General features: G+C 71.1%; 22 protein-coding genes. 16 read left to right on the forward strand and 6 right to left on the reverse strand.

The window, feature by feature from the left end; all coding sequences use genetic code 11:
- The first annotated feature begins 97 nt into the window (after positions 1-97).
- The 4 genes from xylA to ACIOWN_RS21990 all read left to right on the forward strand — a co-directional run bounded on the left by xylA (position 98) and on the right by ACIOWN_RS21990 (position 3,950).
- Positions 98-1,264, forward strand: coding sequence for a xylose isomerase (gene xylA, locus ACIOWN_RS21975; protein WP_362356697.1), 1,167 nt, complete (start codon positions 98-100; stop codon positions 1,262-1,264).
- Between the two features lie 192 nt (positions 1,265-1,456).
- Complete coding sequence (locus ACIOWN_RS21980; RefSeq protein WP_401983154.1) at positions 1,457-2,032, forward strand: IS607 family transposase; 576 nt, start codon at positions 1,457-1,459, stop codon at positions 2,030-2,032.
- Positions 2,025-3,551: an IS200/IS605 family accessory protein TnpB-related protein gene (locus ACIOWN_RS21985; RefSeq protein ID WP_401983155.1), complete on the forward strand. Its 1,527-nt coding sequence runs from the start codon at positions 2,025-2,027 to the stop codon at positions 3,549-3,551. Before ACIOWN_RS21980 ends, ACIOWN_RS21985 begins: the two co-directional genes overlap by 8 nt.
- A 216-nt stretch (positions 3,552-3,767) precedes the next feature.
- Positions 3,768-3,950 carry a hypothetical protein gene (locus ACIOWN_RS21990; protein ID WP_141363527.1) on the forward strand — a complete coding sequence of 61 codons (183 nt, stop codon included), beginning with the start codon at positions 3,768-3,770 and terminating at the stop codon, positions 3,948-3,950.
- A gap of 162 nt (positions 3,951-4,112) precedes the next feature.
- Here the strand turns inward: ACIOWN_RS21990 and ACIOWN_RS21995 are convergent, their stop codons facing one another.
- From ACIOWN_RS21995 to ACIOWN_RS22005, 3 genes are all read right to left on the reverse strand, one after another.
- On the reverse strand, positions 4,113-4,991 hold the full coding sequence (locus ACIOWN_RS21995; RefSeq protein ID WP_362356702.1) for a hypothetical protein: 879 nt from the start codon (positions 4,989-4,991) through the stop codon (positions 4,113-4,115).
- 134 nt (positions 4,992-5,125) lie between these two features.
- Positions 5,126-5,725 carry a class I SAM-dependent methyltransferase gene (locus tag ACIOWN_RS22000; protein WP_362356704.1) on the reverse strand — a complete coding sequence of 200 codons (600 nt, stop codon included), beginning with the start codon at positions 5,723-5,725 and terminating at the stop codon, positions 5,126-5,128.
- A 171-nt stretch (positions 5,726-5,896) separates the two neighbouring features.
- Positions 5,897-6,325 (reverse strand): PPOX class F420-dependent oxidoreductase, encoded by a 429-nt coding sequence (locus tag ACIOWN_RS22005; RefSeq protein ID WP_398146813.1) that lies wholly within the window; start codon positions 6,323-6,325, stop codon positions 5,897-5,899.
- A gap of 94 nt (positions 6,326-6,419) precedes the next feature.
- On the opposite strand from ACIOWN_RS22005, the gene ACIOWN_RS22010 reads away from it, so the two are divergent.
- The 4 genes from ACIOWN_RS22010 (at position 6,420) to ACIOWN_RS22025 (ending at position 10,459) form a co-directional block, all read left to right on the forward strand.
- On the forward strand, positions 6,420-6,836 hold the full coding sequence (locus ACIOWN_RS22010) for a roadblock/LC7 domain-containing protein (protein ID WP_362356708.1): 417 nt from the start codon (positions 6,420-6,422) through the stop codon (positions 6,834-6,836).
- 126 nt (positions 6,837-6,962) lie between these two features.
- Entirely contained in the window at positions 6,963-8,012 is a 1,050-nt protein-coding gene (locus tag ACIOWN_RS22015; RefSeq protein WP_362356710.1) for a DUF6397 family protein, read from the forward strand.
- Between the two features lie 184 nt (positions 8,013-8,196).
- Entirely contained in the window at positions 8,197-8,667 is a 471-nt protein-coding gene (locus tag ACIOWN_RS22020) for a MarR family transcriptional regulator (RefSeq protein WP_362356712.1), read from the forward strand.
- 184 nt (positions 8,668-8,851) lie between these two features.
- Positions 8,852-10,459: an MFS transporter gene (locus ACIOWN_RS22025; protein ID WP_362356714.1), complete on the forward strand. Its 1,608-nt coding sequence runs from the start codon at positions 8,852-8,854 to the stop codon at positions 10,457-10,459.
- Positions 10,460-10,581: 122 nt separating this feature from the next.
- Here ACIOWN_RS22025 and ACIOWN_RS22030 read toward each other — a convergent pair whose 3' ends face one another.
- Both ACIOWN_RS22030 and ACIOWN_RS22035 read right to left on the reverse strand, forming a co-directional pair.
- Positions 10,582-12,225, reverse strand: a complete 1,644-nt coding sequence (locus ACIOWN_RS22030; protein WP_401983156.1) for an MFS transporter — start codon at positions 12,223-12,225, stop codon at positions 10,582-10,584.
- A gap of 208 nt (positions 12,226-12,433) precedes the next feature.
- Positions 12,434-13,210 (reverse strand): IclR family transcriptional regulator, encoded by a 777-nt coding sequence (locus tag ACIOWN_RS22035; RefSeq protein WP_401983164.1) that lies wholly within the window; start codon positions 13,208-13,210, stop codon positions 12,434-12,436.
- Positions 13,211-13,279: 69 nt separating this feature from the next.
- On the opposite strand from ACIOWN_RS22035, the gene ACIOWN_RS22040 reads away from it, so the two are divergent.
- The 8 genes from ACIOWN_RS22040 (at position 13,280) to ACIOWN_RS22075 (ending at position 20,436) form a co-directional block, all read left to right on the forward strand.
- On the forward strand, positions 13,280-14,440 hold the full coding sequence (locus ACIOWN_RS22040) for a cupin domain-containing protein (RefSeq protein ID WP_362356720.1): 1,161 nt from the start codon (positions 13,280-13,282) through the stop codon (positions 14,438-14,440).
- A gap of 2 nt (positions 14,441-14,442) precedes the next feature.
- Positions 14,443-15,273, forward strand: coding sequence for a fumarylacetoacetate hydrolase family protein (locus tag ACIOWN_RS22045; RefSeq protein ID WP_401983157.1), 831 nt, complete (start codon positions 14,443-14,445; stop codon positions 15,271-15,273).
- Entirely contained in the window at positions 15,270-15,905 is a 636-nt protein-coding gene (locus ACIOWN_RS22050) for a maleylpyruvate isomerase N-terminal domain-containing protein (RefSeq protein ID WP_401983158.1), read from the forward strand. The genes ACIOWN_RS22045 and ACIOWN_RS22050 overlap by 4 nt, the downstream gene beginning before the upstream one ends.
- 13 nt (positions 15,906-15,918) lie before the next feature.
- Positions 15,919-17,187: an FAD-dependent oxidoreductase gene (locus ACIOWN_RS22055; RefSeq protein WP_362356726.1), complete on the forward strand. Its 1,269-nt coding sequence runs from the start codon at positions 15,919-15,921 to the stop codon at positions 17,185-17,187.
- Complete coding sequence (locus tag ACIOWN_RS22060; protein WP_362356728.1) at positions 17,184-18,377, forward strand: thiolase family protein; 1,194 nt, start codon at positions 17,184-17,186, stop codon at positions 18,375-18,377. The genes ACIOWN_RS22055 and ACIOWN_RS22060 overlap by 4 nt, the downstream gene beginning before the upstream one ends.
- Positions 18,374-19,066, forward strand: coding sequence for a 3-oxoacid CoA-transferase subunit A (locus ACIOWN_RS22065; protein WP_362356730.1), 693 nt, complete (start codon positions 18,374-18,376; stop codon positions 19,064-19,066). The genes ACIOWN_RS22060 and ACIOWN_RS22065 overlap by 4 nt, the downstream gene beginning before the upstream one ends.
- Positions 19,066-19,734: a 3-oxoacid CoA-transferase subunit B gene (locus ACIOWN_RS22070; RefSeq protein ID WP_362356732.1), complete on the forward strand. Its 669-nt coding sequence runs from the start codon at positions 19,066-19,068 to the stop codon at positions 19,732-19,734. The genes ACIOWN_RS22065 and ACIOWN_RS22070 overlap by 1 nt, the downstream gene beginning before the upstream one ends.
- 93 nt (positions 19,735-19,827) lie before the next feature.
- Positions 19,828-20,436, forward strand: a complete 609-nt coding sequence (locus ACIOWN_RS22075) for a TetR/AcrR family transcriptional regulator (RefSeq protein ID WP_362356734.1) — start codon at positions 19,828-19,830, stop codon at positions 20,434-20,436.
- A gap of 6 nt (positions 20,437-20,442) precedes the next feature.
- Here ACIOWN_RS22075 and ACIOWN_RS22080 read toward each other — a convergent pair whose 3' ends face one another.
- On the reverse strand, positions 20,443-21,366 hold the full coding sequence (locus ACIOWN_RS22080) for a LysR family transcriptional regulator (RefSeq protein ID WP_362356736.1): 924 nt from the start codon (positions 21,364-21,366) through the stop codon (positions 20,443-20,445).
- Between the last annotated feature and the right edge of the window lie 2 nt (positions 21,367-21,368).

Genomic DNA, 21,368 nt, shown 5'->3' on the forward strand with positions numbered 1-21,368 from the left:
CCGGTCGGGGCCCTTGTTCCCTTCCCAGGGACGCGTCGGCATACTAATTTGTAAATCGCCATGACGAAATAGTCGCAAGCGAGCAAGGAGCCGCGGCATGAGCTACCAGCCCACCCCCGAGGACAGGTTCACCTTCGGCCTGTGGACCGTCGGCTGGCAGGGACGGGACCCGTTCGGCGACGCCACGCGCCGTGCCCTCGACCCGGTCGAGACGGTGCAGCGCCTGGCCGGACTCGGCGCACACGGCGTGACCTTCCACGACGACGACCTGATCCCCTTCGGCGCCTCCGAGACCGAGCGCGAGTCGCACATCAAGCGCTTCCGGCAGGCGCTCGACGCGACCGGCATGACCGTGCCGATGGCCACCACGAACCTCTTCACCCACCCCGTCTTCAAGGACGGCGCGTTCACGGCCAACGACCGCGACGTGCGCCGCTACGCGCTGCGCAAGACGATCCGCAACATCGATCTGGCCGTCGAACTCGGTGCGAAGACGTACGTGGCCTGGGGCGGCCGCGAGGGCGCCGAGTCCGGCGCGGCCAAGGACGTGCGGGCAGCGCTGGACCGCATGAAGGAGGCCTTCGACCTCCTCGGCGAGTACGTCACCTCCCAGGGCTACGACATCCGCTTCGCCATCGAGCCCAAGCCGAACGAGCCGCGCGGCGACATCCTGCTCCCCACCGTCGGCCACGCGCTCGCGTTCATCGAGCGCCTGGAGCGCCCGGAGCTGTACGGCGTCAACCCCGAGGTCGGCCACGAGCAGATGGCCGGGCTCAACTTCCCGCACGGCATCGCTCAGGCGCTGTGGGCGGACAAGCTCTTCCACATCGACCTCAACGGCCAGTCCGGCATCAAGTACGACCAGGACCTGCGCTTCGGCGCCGGTGACCTGCGCGCCGCCTTCTGGCTGGTCGACCTGCTGGAGAGCGCCGGCTACGAGGGCCCGCGCCACTTCGACTTCAAGCCGCCGCGGACCGAGGACCTGGACGGCGTGTGGGCCTCTGCCGCCGGCTGCATGCGCAACTACCTCATCCTCAAGGAGCGTTCGGCCGCCTTCCGGGCCGACCCGGAGGTCCAGGAGGCACTGCGCGCTTCCCGGCTCGACGAGCTGGCGCAGCCCACGGCGGCGGACGGCCTCGAGGCGCTGCTGGCTGACCGCTCGGCCTTCGAGGACTTCGACGTCGAGGCGGCCGCCGCTCGGGGGATGGCCTTCGAGCGGCTCGACCAGCTCGCGATGGACCACCTGCTGGGGGCACGCGGCTGACACGGAGACGTCCGGCATCTGGGCACACACACGCGTGTGTGTGCCCAGGGTGGTCCTGGGACGCAGCGAGCCAGGTCTCGCGCGTTGCCGAGGAGAGCAGGCCCGGTGCGACCAGTAGGGGTTTTCAACTGCTGGCCATCGAAGTCGGGTAAGTGAGCGTAACCATGTATGAGCGAGTGTCGTTGTCAGTGCATGAATCTCACGGAATGGGCGAGGATGCAGGGCGTGCATCCGCAGACCGCGTATCGCTGGTTCCGTGAGGGGACGCTGCCGGTACCGGCTCAGCGGGTCGGCCCGCGCACGATCCTGGTGAACGTGGAGGTGAACGCCGCACCGGAAGCGGTCGGCGGACTGGGTCTGTATGCCCGCGTCTCCTCCCACGACCAGAAAGCAGATCTTGAGCGGCAGGTCGTCCGGCTGACCCGGTGGGCGGCCCACGCAGGCGGCCGTGTAGTGCGGGTTGAGTCCGAAACCGCGTCCGGCATGAACGGGGCCCGTTCGAAGGCGAAACGGCTGCTTGCCGATCCGGCCGTGTCCACGGTGGTGGTCGAGCACAAGGACCGGCTTGGCCGGATGAACGTCGAACTCGTCGAGGCGGCCTTGTCCGCAACCGGGCGCCGCCTGGTCGTGCTCGATGACGGCGAGGTGGAAGACGACCTGGTGCGCGACATGGTGGAGGTGCTGACCTCCTTCTGCGCCCGCCTGTACGGGCGCCGGTCGGCGAAGAACCGTGCCCGCAAGGCGCTGGAGGCGGCCCGGCATGGCTGACCAGCGTAAGCCGCTGCGGACCATCGATCCGCCGTTCGTCGCCCTCGGGCCGTCCGGCGTAGCCATCCGTACCCGCCTCAAGCACCTGACCGCCGAGGACGAGAAGGTCTTGCGCGCAGTGGGCGCGCATCTCGGCTCGCTGGCATCGAAGGACCTCAAGCGACGGTGCGCTGATGGCCTGGACCACTCCACGGACACGTGGGCAAGGCGCAAGCGATCCTTGACGCAGGAGTCGTCGTCGCGGTGGGCCGGAAGCATCACGAAGGCCACGCATGACCAGTGGGCGCTCTCCCGCCGTGCCCAGTTCGCGCACATCCAGTCCCTTGAGGCCGGTGTGCGGACGATCGCTCACCGGCTGTCCCTGCCGGTGGGTGAGAAGGGCGGCAAGTGGACGCCGGGCGGCTACCGCACCCGTCAGGAGTGGTTCGCCAAGACGCGGCGGCTGCACCTGCTCGAGGAGCGGCTGATCCGTGAGCGGGCCGACCGCGAAGCCGGACGCGTCCGGGTGGCACGGGGCGGTAGAGACCTGCTCAACACCCGGCACAACGTGGAGGCCGCCGGGCTGACCGAGGCCTCCTGGCGTGAGCGGTGGGAGGCGGAGCGCTGGTTCCTGGCCGCTGACGGCGAGTCCGGCAAGAGATGCGGGAACGAGACGATCCGCGTCACGCCGGACGGCGAAGTCTCCCTCAAGCTGCCCGCCCCGCTCGCCCACCTGGCCAACGCGAAACACGGCCGGTACGTCCTCGCCGGCGCCGTGGCCTTCCACCACCGAGGCGATGAGTGGGCCGACCGCGTCTGGGCGAACCGGGCCGTGGCCTACCGCATCCATGACGACGTCGAGCGCGGACGCTGGTACCTGACCGCGTCATGGACGATCCCGCCGGCTCTGACCGTGTCCCTCGCCCAGGCCCGCAGCGGCGGCCTGATCGGCGTGGACACCAACACCGATCACCTCGCCGCGTGGCGGCTCGACGCCCACGGCAACCCGTGCGGCGAGCCCCGCCGCTTCCTCTACGACCTGTCCGGCAACGCCCAGCACCGGGACGCCCAGGTCCGGCACGCCCTCACCCGTCTCCTGCACTGGGCCGCACAGCGCGGCCTGAGCATCGCGATCGAAGATCTCGACTTCCAGGCGGAGAAGACCCGCGAGAAGCATGGCCGCCGCAAGCGGTTCCGCAAGCTGATCTCCGGCATGCCCGTCTCCAGGCTGCGGGCCCGGCTCGTGTCCATGGCCGCTGAGCTGGGGATCACGATCGTCGCCGTCGACCCGGCCTACACCTCCATGTGGGGCGCCCAGCACTGGCAGAAGTCCCTCACCAGCAAGACCAGGAAGACCACCCGACACGACGCAGCGAGCGTCGCGATCGGGCGACGCGCCCTCGGGCACCGCATCCGGCGACGGACGGCACCGCCCCCGCAGCACCAGAGAGATGCTGCGGGGCATCGGACCGCCCAGGCCGGACGCGGCACCCGAGGGCGTGAGGAAACCCGCCCCCGCATCCCCGGACCACGGACGTGACCCGTGCTGCCGGATGCGGAGCGAACGCGGGCGACCAGTGCATCCAAAACCGTTCGGGATGCGCCAGTCGCACAGGTTTGAGCCCAAAGCTCAAACCTGCTCACTGACTAGGAACGGTGCGCCTCAGGGGCGTCTCAGGGTCGAGGTCCGGAACCGCCGGGAGCGCGGACCCGTTCTCACAGCAGAGAGCGGCAGTGGCCGCGAAGGAGGCGACAGATGTCGAAGAACGCGAAGATCGCCGCAGGAGGAGTGGCGGTCGGGCTCATTCTGCTGATCTGGCTGCCCTGGTGGGCCGCCGTCCTGATAGTGCTCGGAGTCCCGGCCGCCGCATACCTCGCCCTGGACCCCTCGCAGCGACGCCGGCTGCGCCGCGTCACCCGCAAGGAGCTCGGCCGCTGAAGCGCTCCTGTCCCCCGCGCTCCTGCCAGGGGCGTAGCGAGCCGGCCACATCGCCGCTCGCGGTCCTGCCGACGGTCCGGTCCGCGGACGTTCGGCCGTCGAGCTGAACCCACGCCACCAGCGCGTCGGACTCCGGCGGTCGCCCCCTCTGAGCACAGGGGCTCAGAGGGGGCGACTGGCCAGCTTGTCGAGGGCTTTCAGCAGGCCCGGGAGCTCCGGCCCACGGCCGATCGGCAGGACTTCGCCGGGCTCGTCGTCGAGGAGCACGAAGGCGATGTCGTCGGTGCGGGCCACCATCGACCAGCCCGGACCGTCGGCCCGCAGGGTACGCGCGTCGCCGGGCGCGAAGGACGACCGGACCCGGCCCAGCGGCGGCGGCGTGTCCACGTACGCCCGTGCCTCCGCCAGTGCGCGCCGGATGCCGCTGTGGCTCGGAGAAGGCCTGCCACCCGTTCCGTCCGCCGGTTCGCCGTTTCCCTGGGCCGACGCGCTCGACGGATCGCCGTCTTCCCCGGCGCCGGCGCTGTCTGCGGGAGCGAGGAACTCCGCGTCGTCGAGCTGCTCGCGCCACACCGACCACCGCAGTGCGATCTCGTCGGCGCCCAGACGGCGCTGGGCCGGTCCCCAGACGCTGCTGTCGGGCGGGGACAGCGCGGTCCCGCCGGAGGACTCCGGTTCCGGGTCGTGCGGCGCGGGCACGCCGGGAGCCGCCACGGCGAGGGACAGGGGCCAGCCCGGCAGGGCGGCGACGACGCTGCGCTCGTCGGGCGACAGGTCGTACTCCATTCCGCAGTCCCAGGACGCGATGGCCACGGCGACCAGCGACACGTCGTCGACGGCGACTGTCCACCGCGCCCCGTCGCCGTCCTGCCCGAGCACCAGGCCGTACCCGTCGGCGAGCGGTGCGAGGCCGAGGGCCGCACAGGCCTCCGGGTAGTCGTCCCCCAGGACGCTCGGAAACTGCGCGGGCGTCAGCAGTACCGCCGTGAGCACATACAGAGCGTCGTCCGCGGTGGCGACCTCCTCTTCCGACCCGGCCATCCCAGCCTCCCCATCGGTTCGCCCAACGGCGCGCACCCTAGTGCGAGGGGAACGCCGTTGTCACGACTCCCGTGCACACTCGGACCTGCGGTCCCTCACCCGGAGACCGTGGGGCCGACGAGGCCGGACGGCGGTCAGTCCTCGCGTACGGCCAGGGCCAGGAAGCGGGTGTCCTCGTCGACGTAGGACGTCAAGCGCCATCCCGAACCGGATAGCAGCGGGCGGAGGTTGGGTTCCGCACGCAGATCGTCCGGCGTGATCCGCCGGCCCTGACGCGCGGCGAGCGCCGCACGGCCGATCGGATGGAAGAGCGCCAGCGTGCCGCCGGGGCGTACGACGCGCCGCAACTCGCGGAGGTTCTCCGCTGGGCGAGGCAGGTGAGCGATGAGGCCCGCGGCGAACACGGCGTCGAACGACCCCGACACGAGTGGCAGCGCGCCCGCATCGGCAAGCAGCAGCAGTCCTTCCCGGTCTCGCCCGGCTCTTACGGCGGCCTCCAGCATGGCCCAGGTCAGATCGGCGCCGACGACGACGCCCGAAGCGCCCACGGCCGCGCGCAGCGGCGACAGGGCGCGCCCGGTGCCGCAGCCCGCGTCGAGGACGCGGTCGCCCTCGCGCAGCCCGAGTTCGGCGACCGCGGCCGCATAGGCGGGACCATCGTCCGGGAACCGTTTGTCCCAGTCGGCGGCGCGGGCGGTGAAGAACTCCTGGACGTGTGTGTGGTCGTCGCTCATGTTCCGCATGATCCCCCACCGGGGCGGACGGATGCCGGGTAGGCGGATCCTCGTCCGGCTGGTCGCGTGCGCCGGGCGGACCGCGGGAACGCACCACCCGGCGCCCCGACTCCGGGTGCCGAAGACGACCGGCGTACAGATCGACGGGAGGGAGCTCGCCGGTGGTGGGGGTCAGGCCGCGAGATCCTTCACCGCCACCACCTTGTCGACCCTGACCCGGACGAGGACTTCGCCCGGCACGCCGTTGCGGGCTCCGAACTCCTCGCCGCGATCCTCGCCCATGTATCGGCTGCCGATGCGGGTGGCCCACTGCCGGAGTTCGTCGAGGTCCTCCGAGAGCCGGGCGCGGCCCTGCAGCACCACGAACGTGAACGGCGGCCGTTCGTCGTCCACGCACAGGGCGACCCGGTCGTCACGGGCCAGATTTCGCCCCTTCACGGTCTCTTTCCCGGTGTTGAACACCACGTCGTCGCCGTCGAGCAGGAACCAGATCGGCGCGACATGAGGGCTCCCATCGGCCCGTACGGTCGACAGCTTGCCGGTGCGGGTGCCGTAAGAGACGAAAGCCCGCCATTCCTCGTCGGTCATCTTTTGTGCCATGGTGCCCATCCTCCTTGCCGGGACACTGGCGGTGGGGAAGGCTGGCGGCAGATCCTCCGGTCCGGGGGAAGAGATCACACGGGGAGACCGCATCATGGCGCAGAACCAGACACTGAGCTGGCTGCTCGACGATCTGACCCAACGCGTCGAGCACGTACACCACGCCTTAGTGCTGTCCACCGACGGACTGGTGACGGGGACGAGCACGGGGCTGCGACGCGAGGACGGGGAACATCTCGCGGCCGTCTCGTCCGGCCTGCACAGCCTGGCCAAGGGCTCGGGACGCCACTTCGGCGCGGGCGGGGTGCGCCAGACGATGGTCGAGTTCGACGACGCGGTGCTGTTCGTCACCGCCGCCGGCGCGGGTAGTTGCCTGTGCGTCCTCAGCGGAGCGGAGGTCGACATCGGTCAGATCGCCTACGAGATGACCCTGCTCGTCAACCGAGTCGGCGAGCACCTCGACGTCGTGGACGCCCGCCGGCCTGAACGGTCATCGTCGACAGACCTCTGAACTGCCCTTTCACTGTTCCCTCGCGGAGTTGTCCACAGGCTCGTGCCGTCGATCCCCTCACCGGCTACCGTTTTTCGCAGGTGATCGCAAACGGCGCGATCCCGACACTCCACGGGGGAGATCAGTATGTCCGGCAACACCGTCACGCGTGAGGTCGCGTCAACCGCTCGGATGGCCGCCACCACGGGCCGAGCGCCCTTCTCGCAGAGTCGGGCGGCTCGCGAACTGAGCCTCAAACGCAGTGAGTTCGACCTGGCCGTGCACCTCGGCCACATCCGCACCCGTGCCGCTGAGGAAGGAATCGGCCGGCAGGTCGACCGCTCTGAGGTCGAACGGCTGCGAGGGGAGGAGGGCTTTCCGGAGGCGCTGCGGAAGAGGGTGGCGACCGTGGGGACCAGGGAGGGCTCGGCGATCATGGAGGTGACCGCTGCCCGGTTCACCCGTCTGGCCAGGCTGGGCCGCCTGATTCCGGTGGCCTTCCACCTCAACCGCTACCGGGCCGTGGTCTGGCGGTACCTGGCGGACGAAGTGTGCGAGTTCGCCGCCGACGCGAAGAACGCCCCGCTGCTGAGCCGGCCCCTGCCGGAGGGGCTGCGGGGCCAGTTGGACACCGGCCTGGACCTGCGCCCTCGCAACTGGCGGGGACGGCACCTGGGTTTCCTGCTGGGTCAGGCCGGTGACCCGTGGGAGCGGGCGGGCGCCCTGGCCTCGCTGCTCGACCCGGTCCAGATCTCCGAGATCGTCACGGACCCCTACGAGCGCTCCCGTCTGAGCCGCTTCCGGCCACCACCACCCACCCATGGCACACCCGGCTCGCCGGCCGCCCACCTCACCGAGCGGATCACGACGGCGCAGGACCCCGACGAGATCGGCCTGCTCCGAGCGGACCTGGAGCGGACGGTGCGGGAGGCGGGTAGGCAGCGGGCCGCTCCCCGCCCGGTCTCACGAAACCCGGACCCGCATCCGCACCACGACGACCCACACCGGCATCCGGACACGCACCGACATCGGGACGCACGCCAGAACGCGCACGCACACCAGAACGCGGACGCGCACCCGAGCTCGGCACGGCACCGGTGTCCGCCCGCGCCCGAGTACTGCGAACGACACCGTCCAGGCGAGATCTCCCGGCCGGCGCGCGGCCTGCTGGGCAGGCTCTTCCGCAGAGCCACCTGAGCCGCACCCGCGGGCCCTGACCGCCCGACGGGCCACTGCGGCGGAGGGTCCGCCTGTCCGCCTGCACCACGCGGAACAGGCATTCCTCAGGTGAACACCGTCGGTCGCCTGCCGGCCGTCGGGCCTGGTCGGCGAGGGGGTGCCTATGTTGACATAGGTATGTTGTCGTACCTATGGTTGCTGCGTGCTCGATTCCAGCGCCTCTGGCCGGCAGAACGACCACGTGGCCTCGGTCCTCGTGGCGGTTCTGCCCGCGCTGAACAGGGCGCTCGAGCGGCAGGTGATCCGGGACTTTCCGCATCCGACGCTGCCGGAGGGGCAGCTCGCTCTGCTGCGGCTCGTCGAGGAGCGTGCGGGCATCACGGTCCGTGACACGGCGGACGCCCTGCTGATGAAGCCGAACAACGTCAGCGCCCTCGTCGCCCAGCTCACCGAGTCGGGACTGTTGGAGCGCAGGCGGGATGCCGGCGACAAGCGGGTCGCTCATCTGCACCCCACGGCGCTGGCCACGGAGCGACTCGCGGAAGCGCGGGAGCTGAAGGAAGTCCACGTGGCGCGTCTGCTGGAGACCCTCACCGAAGGGGAGCAGGACGCCCTCGGCTCGGCCTGTGGCGCGCTGCTGGTGTTGACCCGGCGCTTCTACTCCGCCGACTGACCTTCCGGCACTGGTATTCAGCGGCGAGTGCCCGGCCGCGTGCGCAGCCCGCACCACGAGCGCGCCCGTTGCCCCGCCGCGCTTCCCCCGTGGTGGCCGCACGCTGCCGTGTCTCCGCCTGTGCCGAAGGCCTTGATCCATCTCGTCGACCTGTCGACGTTCTCACCACAGACAAGGCACCTGCATGCCCTCCACACCCGTGGACCACTCCACTCCGCACGCTCCGTCACCGCACGCTCCGTCGTCACTGGGCGCCGAGCGGGGCCCGCGCTCCAATCCATGGCTGACGCTGATCGCCGTCGCGATCGGTCTCTTCATGGTCAACCTCGACGGGTCCGTGGTCTCGATCGCGAACCCGGAGATCGGACGCAGCCTGCACGCGTCCACCGCCGACCTGCAGTGGGTCACCAACTCCTACCTCATCGCCATGGCCGCCGCCCTGATCCTGGGCGGCAAGCTGGGTGACCGGTTCGGGCGGCGCACGTACTACATGGCCGGCGTCGCGGGTTTCGTCGTGGCCTCCGTCATGATCGGGCTGATCGGCTCCGTCGGGGGCGTGATCGCCTTCCGCGCGCTGCAGGGGCTCTGCGCCGCGCTGCTGATCCCCAACACACTCGGCCTGCTGCGCGCCGTCTTCCCGCCGCAGAAGTTCGGTACGGCGGTGGGTCTGTGGGCCATGGTGGCCTCCTGCTCGACCGCGCTCGGACCGATCGTCGGCGGCCTGCTGGTCGAGCACGTCAACTGGGAGTCCGTGTTCTACATCAACGCGCCCATTGGCATCGCGACCCTGGTCTTCAGCGCACTCGTGCTGCCGCAGAGCAAGGACTCCACCGGCCGCCACCGCTTCGACATCCCCGGTGTGATCCTGCTGGCGTTCGGCCTGGTCGCCGTGGTCTTCGGCGTGATCAAGGGCGAGACCTGGGGCTGGGCCTCGGGCGGAACCCTGGGCGCCCTTGCCGCCGGACTGGTCCTGCTGGTGCTCTTCGGCTGGTACGAGACGCGTGTCCGGCACCCGCTGCTGCCCATGCGGCTGTTCCGCAGCCCGGCACTGACCATCGGCACGCTTGTCACCGCGATCAACTTCTTCGTGCTGCTCGGCGTCATCTTCTTCCTGATGCTGTACCTGCAGAACGTCCGGGGCCTGACCCCGGTCGAGGTGGGCGTGCGCACCCTGCCGCTGAGTCTGGCCTCCGTGGTCGCGGCACCGCTGGGTGCGGCGCTGACCGGGCGGTTCGGCGCACGTCTGTCCATGCCGGCGGGCATGCTCCTGGAGGCGATGGCGTCCCTGTGGATGCTGACGTGGGGAGCGCACTCCTCGTACGCGGCCATGTGGCCGCCGTTCGTCCTGATCGGTCTGGGTGTGGGCATGGTGATGTCGGCGTCCTCGGACGCGATCGTCGGCAACGCGCCCGTCAGGGACGGCGGTGTGGCGAGCGGCCTGCAGTCCACCGCGTTGCAGATAGGCGGCGCCCTCGGCACGTCCGTTCTGGTCTCGCTGATCAGCGCCCGGGTCGGAGCCACGCTCGCCGCGGAGCTGACGGGCGCCGGGGTGCCGGCCTCCGCGGCACACGGCTTTGAGGAGGCCAAGGACGCCGTGGCGATGGGCATCGCGCCGGTCACGGACGGCATGCCCGCGTCGCTCAGGGCCGCCGTCGTCGAGGGCAGCGGCAACGCCTTCATGAACGGTGTGCATGCCGCCGTTCTCGTCACCGTCGTCCTGTGCGTCGCGGGTGCCCTGCTCGCCGCCGTTGGCCTGCGCCGCGGCGCCAACTCGCCGGCCACCGAAGGCTGATGGCGGGTTGCGCGGAGAGGTGGGACGAGGCTGGGCGCACGGCCCGTCCGCCGCGGCCGGTGTGCGGCAGACGGGGTGGTGCGCGCCGATCGCCCTGGTGACGTCCTGAGGAGGCGAGGAAGTCAGGGATGGAGGAGGGCCGGGGTCGATGCTCCGCCGTCGCTTCCCGGAGCCGGCGGTGCGGGCGCCTCGTCCTCGGCGGAACGGCGGGCCTGGAGCCCGATCATGCCGAAGGCGGTCAGGACCGCGGCGACGGCGGCCGCCACACCGCACACCAGGAACGCGGTGCCGAAACCACTGCCCAGGGCGTCCAGGGCCAGACCGTGCGCCGCGGATCCCGGGGCTCCGGGCGGCAGACTGTTCACGGCGATGGGTCCGCCTGCCTCGGCGATCTCGCGTGCCGCTGTCACCTGACCGCCCGGCAGGTCCGCGCCGGACAGGTTCGCCGCAAACGCCGACCCCGCGTTGGAGAGGGCGACCGCGGTGACGACGACGGGGCCGAGGGCGAAGCCGAGGTCGCGCAGCATGTTGGTGGTGGCGCTGGCCATGCCCGCCAGGTGCGGGGGCACGCTGTTCAGCGCCACGGCCGTCACCGAGCTGACGGTCAGGGCGAAACCGATGCCGATCAACAGGGCGGGGGCGACGAACGCGCCGAGTCCCGGGTCGGTGACGTCCAGCCGCGTGAACAGGAGGCAGCCGACCGTCATCAGGGCGAACCCGGAGGTCAGCAGCCAGGACGCGGCGACCCGGTGCAGGAGGCGCGAGACGACCGGGATGAGTACGAAGGCCGGCCCCTGGAGGAGCAGGAAGAGGATCCCGACGCGGATCGGGTCCTGGTGCTGCACGGGACCCAGCCACATGCTCATGGCGAAGCAGGCGCCGAGGAAGGCGATCATGCCGATGACCGCGGCGACGGACGACACGGTGAAGGCCCGGTTGCGGAACAGCTTCAAGTCGAAGATCGGGGATTCGGCACCCAGCTCCACCACGACGAATCCGGCGAGGAAACATATGCCGAAGGCGAAGGCGAGGATGACGGGAAGGGTGGTCCAGCCCGACTCGGGTCCCTCGACGGCGCCATACAGCACCAGGATGAGACCGATGGCGAAGGTGATCTGGCCGGGTACGTCGAACTTGCGACCCTCGGGCGCCTTCGACTCCGTGGCCAGCACCAGGGTGAGCACCATGCTGACCAGGGCGAGTCCGACGAGCACCCCGAAGGAACCGCGCCACGAGCCGACCTTGGCGAACATGCCGCCGAGCAGGGGTGAGACTGCGGCGCCGGCGGACAGGAAACCGCTCCAGAGTGCCACCGCGTGCGCCCGTTCCCGCAGGGTGCGGGTGACGGCGGTGATCGCGGTGAGTGAGCCGGGGAACATGGCGCCGGCGCCCAGCCCGTTGAGGGCGGCGCCGAGCCACAGCACCTGCACGGTGGGCGCGAGCGCGGCCACGGTGCTGCCCGCGGCGACCAGGGCCGTGCCGGCCACGACGAGCCTTCGCCGCCCGAAGAGGTCACCGAGGACACCGAAGGTGAACTCGAAGCAGACCACGGCGATCATGAACGCGGCGGTGATCCACGTCAGCTGGGATCCGTGTGTGTGCAGGTCCTCCTGGAAGAGTCCGAGCAGCGAGGCCGGCAGCGCGTTCGCGACCTGGGCCACGAAGACCGCACCGCAGGCGGCAGCCAGTGTTCCCGCGTAGCCCGGTCTCCGGGCGGCCCCCGCGGTTGGGCCCTGGGACGTGGTCGTCCCGTTGTTGAGCGTCATTGCTGTTCTCCCTGGCTGGGGAAGGCGGGCGTCCCGGAAGCGGGAGCCCCGAGAGCGTGAAAGCGCTCGGCTCGGCGCACGCGGTGGGGGAGAGGGCACGTCGCGAGTCCGGCGTGGTGTCGTGGAGGATGACACTTCGCTTTACGTCACGTCAATGAAATGCGCACGACTTAAAATCAGCAGTCTTGATGTAAGGGGAGGCGACGGCTCAGAACCGCTCGGCCAGGTCCGTCTCCAGGGCGCGCGTGGCGGCGTCCAGAGTGGCCACCAGGGACTGCAGGCTGCGCGGGTCGTAGCGCACGGTGGGCATCGACACCGACAGGCCGGCCAGCGCGGTGCCGTCCCGATCACGCACCGGTACGCCGACGGCGATCAGACCCCGCTCGGACCGTTCCTTGTTGACGGCGAACCCGTTGCGCCGCAGCCGTTTCAGCTCCGTGCGCAGGCGGGCGAGGTTGGGTCGGTCGGCCGGACGGTCGCGATAGCGCTCGGGGTCGTACACCTCGTCCAGCTCCTCGTCGGAGAGTTCGGCGAGCAGGAGCAGTCCCGTCGTGGTGCGGTGCGCCGGGAACACCATGCCCTCCCGGGAGCCGACCCGCAGGGCCTGCCGGCACTCGACGCTGGCGATGAACCGGGCCGTGTCCCCGGTGCGCACCGTCAGGTTCGCGGTCTCGTCGAGCAGATCGACGACCCGGTGCAGGTGGGGCAGGGCCGCCGCGCGCAGCCGCGAGACCAGGGACTGGGAGTGCGCGGCGAGTTCCAGCACCGGTCCCGCGCGGTAGAGGCGGTCCTCGTCCTGCACGGCGAAGTCCCGGAAGACCAGCATCGCCAGGATCCGGTGCGCGGTGGACCGGGCGACGCCGAGGCGCTCGGCGATCTGCGAGACGGTCGCGCCGCCCTCCATCTGCAGGATGGCCGCCGCCCGCAGCGCGTGGTCCACGCTGGCGATCGGGTAGGGAGGTGGTGTCTTCAGCGGCTTGTCCATGGCGCGTCCTCTGATTCTGCTCTCCAGAATCTCCATGTTCTCTCATCAGACGCGGCGCACGCTGATGCCGTGACTGAGACCTCCATAGCCCAAGACACCGCCACGGGTTCCCCGGTCCGGCTCCAGGCTGTCGCCGCGGAGGGGCAGCCCGAGGTCACCCCGGCACTCGAAGAGCTCTACCGGGGCTTCGAACAGGAACTGCTCGTCCCGCTGTGGACCGAGATCGGCGACCTGATGCCGGCCCACCCGCGCTCGCGTGCCGTGCCGCACCTGTGGCGCTGGGAGAGGCTGCGCGAGCTGGCGGACCGGGCCGGCGGCCTGGTGCCGGTCGGCCGCGGCGGTGAGCGCCGGGCCATCGCGCTGGCCAACCCCTCCCTCGGCGGCAGGCCCTTCGCCACGCCGACGCTGTGGGCGGCCATCCAGTACCTCATGCCCGGCGAGGACGCCCCCGAGCACCGCCACACCCAGCACGCCTTCCGCTTCGTCGTCGAGGGTTCGGGCGTGTGGACGGTCGTCGGCGGCGACCCGGTGCCGATGAACCGCGGTGACTTCCTCCCGCAGGCGGGCTGGAACTGGCACGCCCACCACAACGCGACCTCCGAGCCGATGGCCTGGATCGACGGTCTGGACATCCCCTTCCAGTACGTCACCGAGGCGCAGTTCTTCGAGTTCGGCCGCGAGGAGATCAGCGACGCCGAGCGGATCACCCCGGAGCGGTCGCGCTCCGAGCGCCTGTGGGGTCACCCGGGCCTGCGCCCGCTGTCGGCCGTACCCGCCACGCCGGGCAGCCCGCTGCTGTCGTACAAGTGGGAGTACACAGACGCGGCCCTGCGGGACCAGCTGCTGCTGGAGAAGGAGGGCTTCGGCGGCACCGTCGAGCCCGGCCACGCCGCGGTGCGCTACGCCAACCCGCACGACGGCTGCGACGTGCTGCCGACCATCCGCGCCGAGTTCCACCGCATCGTCCGCGGCGCCGAGACCGCGCCGGTGCGCGAGACCGGTTCGTCGGTCTACCAGGTCTTCGACGGCTCCGGTGTGGTGAGCGTCGGCGACACGTCCTGGACGGTCACCCGCGGCGACCTGTTCGTCGTCCCGTCCTGGGAACCGTTCTCCGCCCGGTCCGAGGCCGGCGCCACCGACTCCGACGAGGGCGCTCTCGACCTGTTCCGCTTCTCCGACGCGCCCGTCTTCGAGGCGCTCAAGCTCGACCGCACCCAGAAGGACGCCTGACCATGAAGCTCGCCACCATCCGCACCGCCGACGGGACCCGTGCGGTCCGCCTCGACGGGGAGACCCTCGTCGACCTCGGGTACGCCGACCTGGGCGAGCTGTTCGCCGAGGACGGCTGGCAGACCAGGGCCGCCGCCGCCGCCTCCGGCACCGTCTACCCGGCCGAGTCGGCGGACTTCGCGCCGGTCGTTCCGAACCCCTCCAAGGTCGTCTGCGTCGGCCACAACTACACCAACCACATCAAGGAGATGGGCCGGGATCTGCCGAGTCACCCGACCCTCTTCCCGAAGTTCGCCGACACCCTGCTGGGCGCGCACGACGACATCGTCAAGCCGGCCGAGACCGACGCACTCGACTGGGAGGTCGAGCTGGCCGTCGTGATCGGTAAGCAGGTGCGCCGCGCCGACGAGCAGCAGGCCGCCGACGCCATCGCCGGCTTCACCGTCATGAACGACATCTCGGTGCGCGACTGGCAGTTCCGCACCATCGAGTGGACCCAGGGCAAGATCTGGGAGGCCTCCACCCCGGTCGGCCCCTACGTCGTCACCCCCGACGAGGTCGGCGGCGTCCGCCCCGCGCTCGAGGTGAAGACGGTCGTCGACGGTCAGGTCATGCAGCAGGACGACACCGGCACGCTGCTGTTCGACCCGGTCTTCCTGGTGCAGTACATCTCCACCGTCATCACCCTGCGCCCGGGCGACATCATCGCCACCGGCACCCCGGCGGGCGTGGGCAACGCCCGTGACCCCAAGGTGTTCCTGCTTCCCGGCCAGACCGTCGTCACCGAGATCGCCGGCCTGGGCGCCTGCACCAACAAGGTGGTCGGGGAATGACCGAGGTCACGCGGACCCTCGCCCAGGCGCGCGCGTGGGCCCGCACGGGCACCGAGCTGATACTCGACGCCGTCGCGGGCCTCGACGAGGCCGGCTTCTCGGCCCCGAGCGTGCTGCCGGAGTGGACCCGGGGCCACCTCGTGGCGCACGTCGCCGCCAACGCCGACGCCCTGTGCAACCTGGTGCACTGGGCGGCCACCGGCGACCAGACGCCGATGTACGCCTCCGCCGAGGAGCGCGCCGCCGGTATCGCCAAGGGCCCCACCCTGTCGGCCGACGAGCTCCGCTCCTGGCTGACCGGCTCCGCGTACCGGCTCGCGGAGGGACTGGACGGGCTCACCGACGAGCAGTGGCAGCGCCAGGTCGTCACCGCCCAGGGCCGTACCGTCCCCGCCACCGAGCTCCCGTGGATGCGGGCCCGCGAGGTGTGCGTCCACGCCGTCGACCTCGGCACCGGCGTCGTCACCTTCGCCGACCTCCCGAAGGGCTTCCTGACCGACCTGGTCGCCGAGATCAGCGCCAAACGCGGGCTGACCGGGCTCCCCGACGGCCCGCTGTCCGAGGTCGCCGCCTGGCTGGCCGGCCGTCCCCACTCACTCGCCGACGCCCCCGAGCTCGGCCCGTGGCTGTAGAGGAGTGCATCCCATGTCCCACCCTGATGTGATCGTCGTCGGCGGCGGCATCGGCGGCCTCGGCGTCGCGTTCTCGCTGACCCGCCAGGGCCAGAGCGTCCGCCTGCTGGAGAGCGCCCCCGCCTTCGGCGAGGTCGGCGCCGGCATCCAGCTCGCCCCCAACTGCACCCGCATCCTCGACGACTACGGTCTCCTGGAGGAGGCCAAGAGTCTCGGTGTCGTCCCGGACGCGATGGTCATGCGCGACGCCGTCGACGGCGACGAGCTGACCCGGCTCGACCTGCGCGACCTGGAGAAGCGCTACGGCTACCCGTACCTGGTCATCCACCGCAGCGACCTGCACGGCCTGCTGCTGCGTGCCTGCGAACGCGCCGGTGTCGAGCTGGTCAACGACGCACACGTGACCGCGTACGAGAACACCGCCGGCGGCGCCCGTGTGACCGTCGCCTCCGGGGAGACCCACGAGGCCGGCCTGGTGATCGCGGCCGACGGCCTGCACTCCCCGGCCCGCAAGCTGTTCGTCGACGACCAGCCCGTCTCCTCGGCGTACGTCGCCTACCGCGGCACCGTCCCCGCCGAGCAGCCGCGGGTGAAGTCCGTCGACCTCAGCGAGGTCGTGGTGTACGTCGGCCCCCGTTGCCACTTCGTCCACTACGGCCTGCGCGGCGGCGAGATGCTGAACCAGGTCGCGGTCTTCGAGTCGCCCAAGGCGCTGGCCGGCCGGGAGGACTGGGGCACGCCCGACGAGCTCGACGCCGCCTTCGCCAAGACCTCCGACTTCGTCCGGGAGGGTCTGCCGTTCATGTGGCGGGACAAGTGGTGGCGGATGTTCGACCGCGATCCGATCACGAACTGGGTCCACGGCCGGATCGCGCTGCTCGGTGACTCCGCGCACCCGCCGCTGCAATACATCGCACAGGGCGCGATCATGGCCATCGAGGACGGCTGGGTGCTGGGCGAGCACGTCGCCCGCAACCGTGCCGAGGACGGCACGGTCGACTGGAGTGCCGCGCTCGCCGCCTACGAGGCCGTCCGCCCGGAGCACTGTCGCCGGGTACTGACCACCTCCCGCAAATGGGGCGAGCTGTGGCACCTCGACGGTGTCGCCCGCGAGCAGCGCAATGTGCTGCTGCGCGCCCGCGACACCTACGACTACGCGTTCACCGACTGGCTGTACGGGCCGACCGCGCTGACGCCGGACGAGGAGCCGGAGATGTTCACGCCGGTTCCGCTGTCCTCGGCGGCCGTCGGGGAATCGGTGCTCGCGGGTGACGCGGCATGAGCGACGCCTACCTGTACGCGGCGGCCCGCACCCCGTTCGGCCGGTTCAACGGGGCCCTCGCAGGGACGCGCCCGGACGACCTCGCCGCCACCGTGCTGACCGGCCTGCTCGCCAAGACGCCCGGCCTGGACCCCGCCGTGATCGGAGACGTGGTGTGGGGCAACGCCAACGGCGCCGGTGAGGACAACCGCAACGTCGGCCGGATGGCGGTGCTGCTGGCGGGACTGCCGGTGAGCGTCCCCGCCACCACCGTCAACCGGCTGTGCGGCTCCAGCCTGGACGCGGCGATCATCGCTTCGCGCACCTTGGAGTCCGGCGACGCGGACGTCGTCGTCGCCGGCGGCGTGGAGTCCATGACCCGCGCGCCGTGGGTGCTGCCCAAGCCGGACCGGGCCTACCCCGCCCGCGATGTCACGGCCGTCTCCACCACCCTGGGCTGGCGGCTGGTCAACCGGGCGATGCCGAAGGAGTGGACGGTGTCGCTGGGGGAGAGCAACGAACTGCTCCAGGAGAAGTTCTCCATCTCCCGTGAGCGGCAGGACGAGTTCGCGGTGCGCTCGCACCGGCTCGCGGCCGCCGCCTGGGACGACGGCTTCTACGACGACCTGGTCTTGCCGACGGAGGACCTCGCCCGTGACGAGGGCATCCGCCCCGGCACCGACCCCGCGCAACTGGCGGCACTGAAACCGTCGTTCCGCCCGGACGGGACGATCACGGCCGGCAACGCCTCCCCGCTGAGCGACGGGGCGTCGGCCGTGCTGCTGGGGACCGGGGCGGCGGCCGGCCGGATCGGGCTGGCCCCTGTCGCCCGCGTCGCCGGGCGCGGCGTGCACGCGGTCGAGCCGCAGATGTTCGGCTTCGCCCCGGTCGAGGCGGCCGGGAAGGCGCTGCGCCGGGCCGGGATCGGCTGGGGCGACGTCGGCGCGGTCGAGCTCAACGAGGCGTTCGCGGTGCAGTCGCTCGCCTGCGTCGACGCCTGGGGCGTCGACCCGGAGATCGTGAACACCCGGGGCGGCGCCATCGCGCTCGGACACCCGCTGGGCGCCTCCGGAGGCCGGCTTCTCGGGACCCTGGCCAAGGTGCTGTGCGAGCGGCGACAGCGCTGGGGCGTCGCGGCCATCTGCATCGGCGTGGGCCAGGCCCTCGCCGTGGTCCTGGAGAACGTGACCGACGAGGTGAGCCAGGGATGACCACGACCATCGCCGCCACGGCCGACGGGGCCGTGGCGGGCATCGAGGACGGATCGACCGTCCTGGTGGGCGGATTCGGTCTGGCGGGCATGCCGTTCGACCTCATCGACGCCCTCATCCGGCAGGGCGCCGGCGACCTGACCGTGGTGTCCAACAACGCCGGCAACGGGGACGTGGGCCTGGCCGCGCTGCTGAAGGCCGGGCGGGTGCGCAAGGTGATCTGCTCCTTCCCCCGGCAGAGCGACTCATACGTCTTCGACGACCTGTACCGGGCCGGCCGGGTCGAGCTTGAGGTCGTACCGCAGGGCACCCTCGCCGAGCGGATGCGGGCCGCCGGGGCGGGCATCGGCGCCTTCTACAGCCCGGTCGGCGTCGGCACCCCGCTGGCGCAGGGCAAGGAGACCCGGGAGATCGACGGACGCGTCCACGTCCTGGAGCATCCGATCAAGGGCGACGCGGCTTTGATCGCCGCGCACCGGGCCGACAGCATGGGCAATCTCGTCTACCGCAAGACCGCCCGGAACTTCGGCCCCGTCATGGCCACCGCGGCCGGCACGGTCATCGCCCAGGTAACCGAGATCGTGCCCGTCGGGGAGATCGATCCGGAGACCGTGGTCACCCCGGGCATCTACGTCGACCGCCTGGTGCGGGCCGAGGCCCGCCGGCTGACCGTGCAAGGAGCCCGCTGATGACGACCGCAGCCACCACCGTGGAGCACACCGACCGGAACCCGCTCACCACCGACGAACTCGCCGCCCGCATCGCCCGCGACATTCCGGCCGGCTCGTACGTCAACCTCGGCATCGGACAGCCGACCCGGATCGCCGAGCACCTGTCGCCGGACGCGGGGATCGTGCTGCACACCGAGAACGGCATGCTCGGGATGGGCCCGGCCGCGACCGGCGACGAGATCGACCCCGATCTCACCAATGCCGGGAAGGTGCCGGTCACCGAGCTGCCGGGGGCGGCGTACTTCCACCACGCCGACTCCTTCGCGATGATGCGCGGCGGTCACCTGGACGTGTGCGTCCTCGGGGCGTTCCAGGTGTCCCAGCACGGTGACCTGGCCAACTGGCACACCGGTGACCCCGACGCCATCCCCGCCGTGGGCGGTGCGATGGACCTCGCCGTCGGAGCACGGCGGGTCCTGGTGATGATGAAGCTGTTCACCCGGGACGGCGCCCCCAAGCTGGTCCCCGCGTGCACGTACCCGCTCACCGGAGCCGGCTGTGTCCACCGCGTCTACACCGACCACGGCGTCTTCGCCGTCGGCCCGGACGGGGTCCGCGTCCTGGAGACGTACGGCATCGCGGTGGCGGAACTGAGGGCGCGGCTCTCCGTGCGGTTGCACGCCTGAATCCCTTACGTCAGATAAAGATCACGCGTGGCATGTAAAGCACATGTCCGGCGTGTGCGTTCACCATGCGGAGACGGCGTTAGGATCTCGGGCATGGCGAACCTTCGTGAGGCACAGAAGCAGATGACGCGCCGTCTGCTGCTGGAGTCGGGACTCGAGCTGTTCAAGACGAAGGGGTACGCAGCCACCACGGTCGACGACATCGCGACCGCCGCGGGCACCACGCGCGTGACCTTCTACGCGTACTTCCCCTCGCGCAGTGACCTGATGAGGGCACTGATCGACGAGCAGCTCAACGAGGTGCTGCAACGCGTCCGCTCTCCCGAACACGGCTCCACGGCGCGGGACCTGGTGGCCACCGTCGCCGAGGGGACGCCGGAGGCGATCATGGCGTGGCTGCGGCGGACCGCGGAGAGCTGGCCGGCCATCCGGCCGATCATCCGCATCGGCCGCGATGCCGCGGTGATCGATCCGGATCTACCCGACCTGGTCGAGCGGTGGCTGGAGGAGGCCATCAGCGACATCGAGGACGGGCTGACTGCGGCCGGGCGCCTCGAACCCCACCAACGCCACTTCCGGGGCGTTCTCGCCATGTCCCAGCTCGACTACGTCGCCCAGCACTGGGACGGCGCCGACTGGAAGATCACGCGCGACCAGATGCTCGACGAGCTCGGTTCCAGCTGGGTGCGGCTGCTGAGCTGACCGGGGTCAGAGCCCCGCCGCGACGTCGAGGAGCAGCGCCCGGAGCCACTCGACGAAGTGCTGATCGGCCAGCCGGGGGTTCCAGACCATGTCGATCCCGAGTCCGGGAAGCGGGAAGGGGAACTCCTCGATCCGCAGGTCGGCGAGCGTGCGCATGGCGGCGGCGACCTGGTGACGCAGGAGAGCGACGCCGCCCGCGCGGGCGACCAGGAAGGGCACCAGCAGGAAGTCGGAGCTCAGCTGGCCCACCCGGTAGGGGATGCCCTTGTCCTCCAGCACGGAGTAGGGAAAGACCCGCCGGTCGGTGTCGACGACGACGTGCGGCTGTGTCGTCAGGAGCGCGAGCGCGTCGGCGTCCGGTGGGGTGTCCGGGGAGGCCACCACCACACAGCGGTCGTTGTACAGGCGCTCGCGCGGATACGGCGAGAAGTGCCCCTCGGAGATCAGCACGACGTCGACGCCCTGATCGGTGAAGGTCGCCTCGGTCGGCACCGTGATCGTCCGCAGTCGCAGCGTGGCGTGCGGAGCGCGCTCGGTGACGAGCCGGGTCAGCCGGGGCCCCACGACGAACGCCGTGCTGTTCGTCATGGCGACCGTGATGACCCGCCGGTCCGTCGCGGGGTCGAAGAGGGGGAAGTTCACGATCCGTGCCGTCTGCTGCAGAGCACTGCGCAGCGGCCCCACCAGCTCCAGTGCGCGCGGTGTCAGCGTGACCCCGCTCCCCTGCCGGACGACGAGGTCGTCCCCCAGCATGCGCCGCATTCTCGTCAGGGCGTGACTCATCGCCGGCTGCGACAGGCCGACCCGCTCCGCGGCCCTGGTCACCGAACGCTCCTCGAGGAGCGCGAGGAGGGGCACCAGCAGGTTCAGGTTGACCGAGGCCAGCCGGTCCAGGCCCGAACCCGTGGTGCCCCGTTCCTCTGTGCTCATGC

Source organism: Streptomyces sp. NPDC087787 (genome assembly GCF_044743035.1).
Lineage (GTDB): Bacteria > Actinomycetota > Actinomycetes > Streptomycetales > Streptomycetaceae > Streptomyces.

What these genes read in the sequence shown, in the direction of transcription:
- xylA (WP_362356697.1), top strand. Translation starts at nt 98, where the DNA reads ATGAGCTACCAGCCCACCCCCGAGGACAGGTTCACCTTCGGCCTGTGG.
- ACIOWN_RS21980 (WP_401983154.1), top strand. Translation starts at nt 1,457, where the DNA reads ATGAATCTCACGGAATGGGCGAGGATGCAGGGCGTGCATCCGCAGACC.
- ACIOWN_RS21985 (WP_401983155.1), top strand. Translation starts at nt 2,025, where the DNA reads ATGGCTGACCAGCGTAAGCCGCTGCGGACCATCGATCCGCCGTTCGTC.
- ACIOWN_RS21990 (WP_141363527.1), top strand. Translation starts at nt 3,768, where the DNA reads ATGTCGAAGAACGCGAAGATCGCCGCAGGAGGAGTGGCGGTCGGGCTC.
- ACIOWN_RS21995 (WP_362356702.1), bottom strand. Translation starts at nt 4,991, where the DNA reads ATGGCCGGGTCGGAAGAGGAGGTCGCCACCGCGGACGACGCTCTGTAT.
- ACIOWN_RS22000 (WP_362356704.1), bottom strand. Translation starts at nt 5,725, where the DNA reads ATGAGCGACGACCACACACACGTCCAGGAGTTCTTCACCGCCCGCGCC.
- ACIOWN_RS22005 (WP_398146813.1), bottom strand. Translation starts at nt 6,325, where the DNA reads ATGGCACAAAAGATGACCGACGAGGAATGGCGGGCTTTCGTCTCTTAC.
- ACIOWN_RS22010 (WP_362356708.1), top strand. Translation starts at nt 6,420, where the DNA reads ATGGCGCAGAACCAGACACTGAGCTGGCTGCTCGACGATCTGACCCAA.
- ACIOWN_RS22015 (WP_362356710.1), top strand. Translation starts at nt 6,963, where the DNA reads ATGTCCGGCAACACCGTCACGCGTGAGGTCGCGTCAACCGCTCGGATG.
- ACIOWN_RS22025 (WP_362356714.1), top strand. Translation starts at nt 8,852, where the DNA reads ATGCCCTCCACACCCGTGGACCACTCCACTCCGCACGCTCCGTCACCG.
- ACIOWN_RS22030 (WP_401983156.1), bottom strand. Translation starts at nt 12,225, where the DNA reads ATGACGCTCAACAACGGGACGACCACGTCCCAGGGCCCAACCGCGGGG.
- ACIOWN_RS22035 (WP_401983164.1), bottom strand. Translation starts at nt 13,210, where the DNA reads ATGGACAAGCCGCTGAAGACACCACCTCCCTACCCGATCGCCAGCGTG.
- ACIOWN_RS22045 (WP_401983157.1), top strand. Translation starts at nt 14,443, where the DNA reads ATGAAGCTCGCCACCATCCGCACCGCCGACGGGACCCGTGCGGTCCGC.
- ACIOWN_RS22050 (WP_401983158.1), top strand. Translation starts at nt 15,270, where the DNA reads ATGACCGAGGTCACGCGGACCCTCGCCCAGGCGCGCGCGTGGGCCCGC.
- ACIOWN_RS22055 (WP_362356726.1), top strand. Translation starts at nt 15,919, where the DNA reads ATGTCCCACCCTGATGTGATCGTCGTCGGCGGCGGCATCGGCGGCCTC.
- ACIOWN_RS22060 (WP_362356728.1), top strand. Translation starts at nt 17,184, where the DNA reads ATGAGCGACGCCTACCTGTACGCGGCGGCCCGCACCCCGTTCGGCCGG.
- ACIOWN_RS22065 (WP_362356730.1), top strand. Translation starts at nt 18,374, where the DNA reads ATGACCACGACCATCGCCGCCACGGCCGACGGGGCCGTGGCGGGCATC.
- ACIOWN_RS22070 (WP_362356732.1), top strand. Translation starts at nt 19,066, where the DNA reads ATGACGACCGCAGCCACCACCGTGGAGCACACCGACCGGAACCCGCTC.
- ACIOWN_RS22075 (WP_362356734.1), top strand. Translation starts at nt 19,828, where the DNA reads ATGGCGAACCTTCGTGAGGCACAGAAGCAGATGACGCGCCGTCTGCTG.
- ACIOWN_RS22080 (WP_362356736.1), bottom strand. Translation starts at nt 21,366, where the DNA reads ATGAGCACAGAGGAACGGGGCACCACGGGTTCGGGCCTGGACCGGCTG.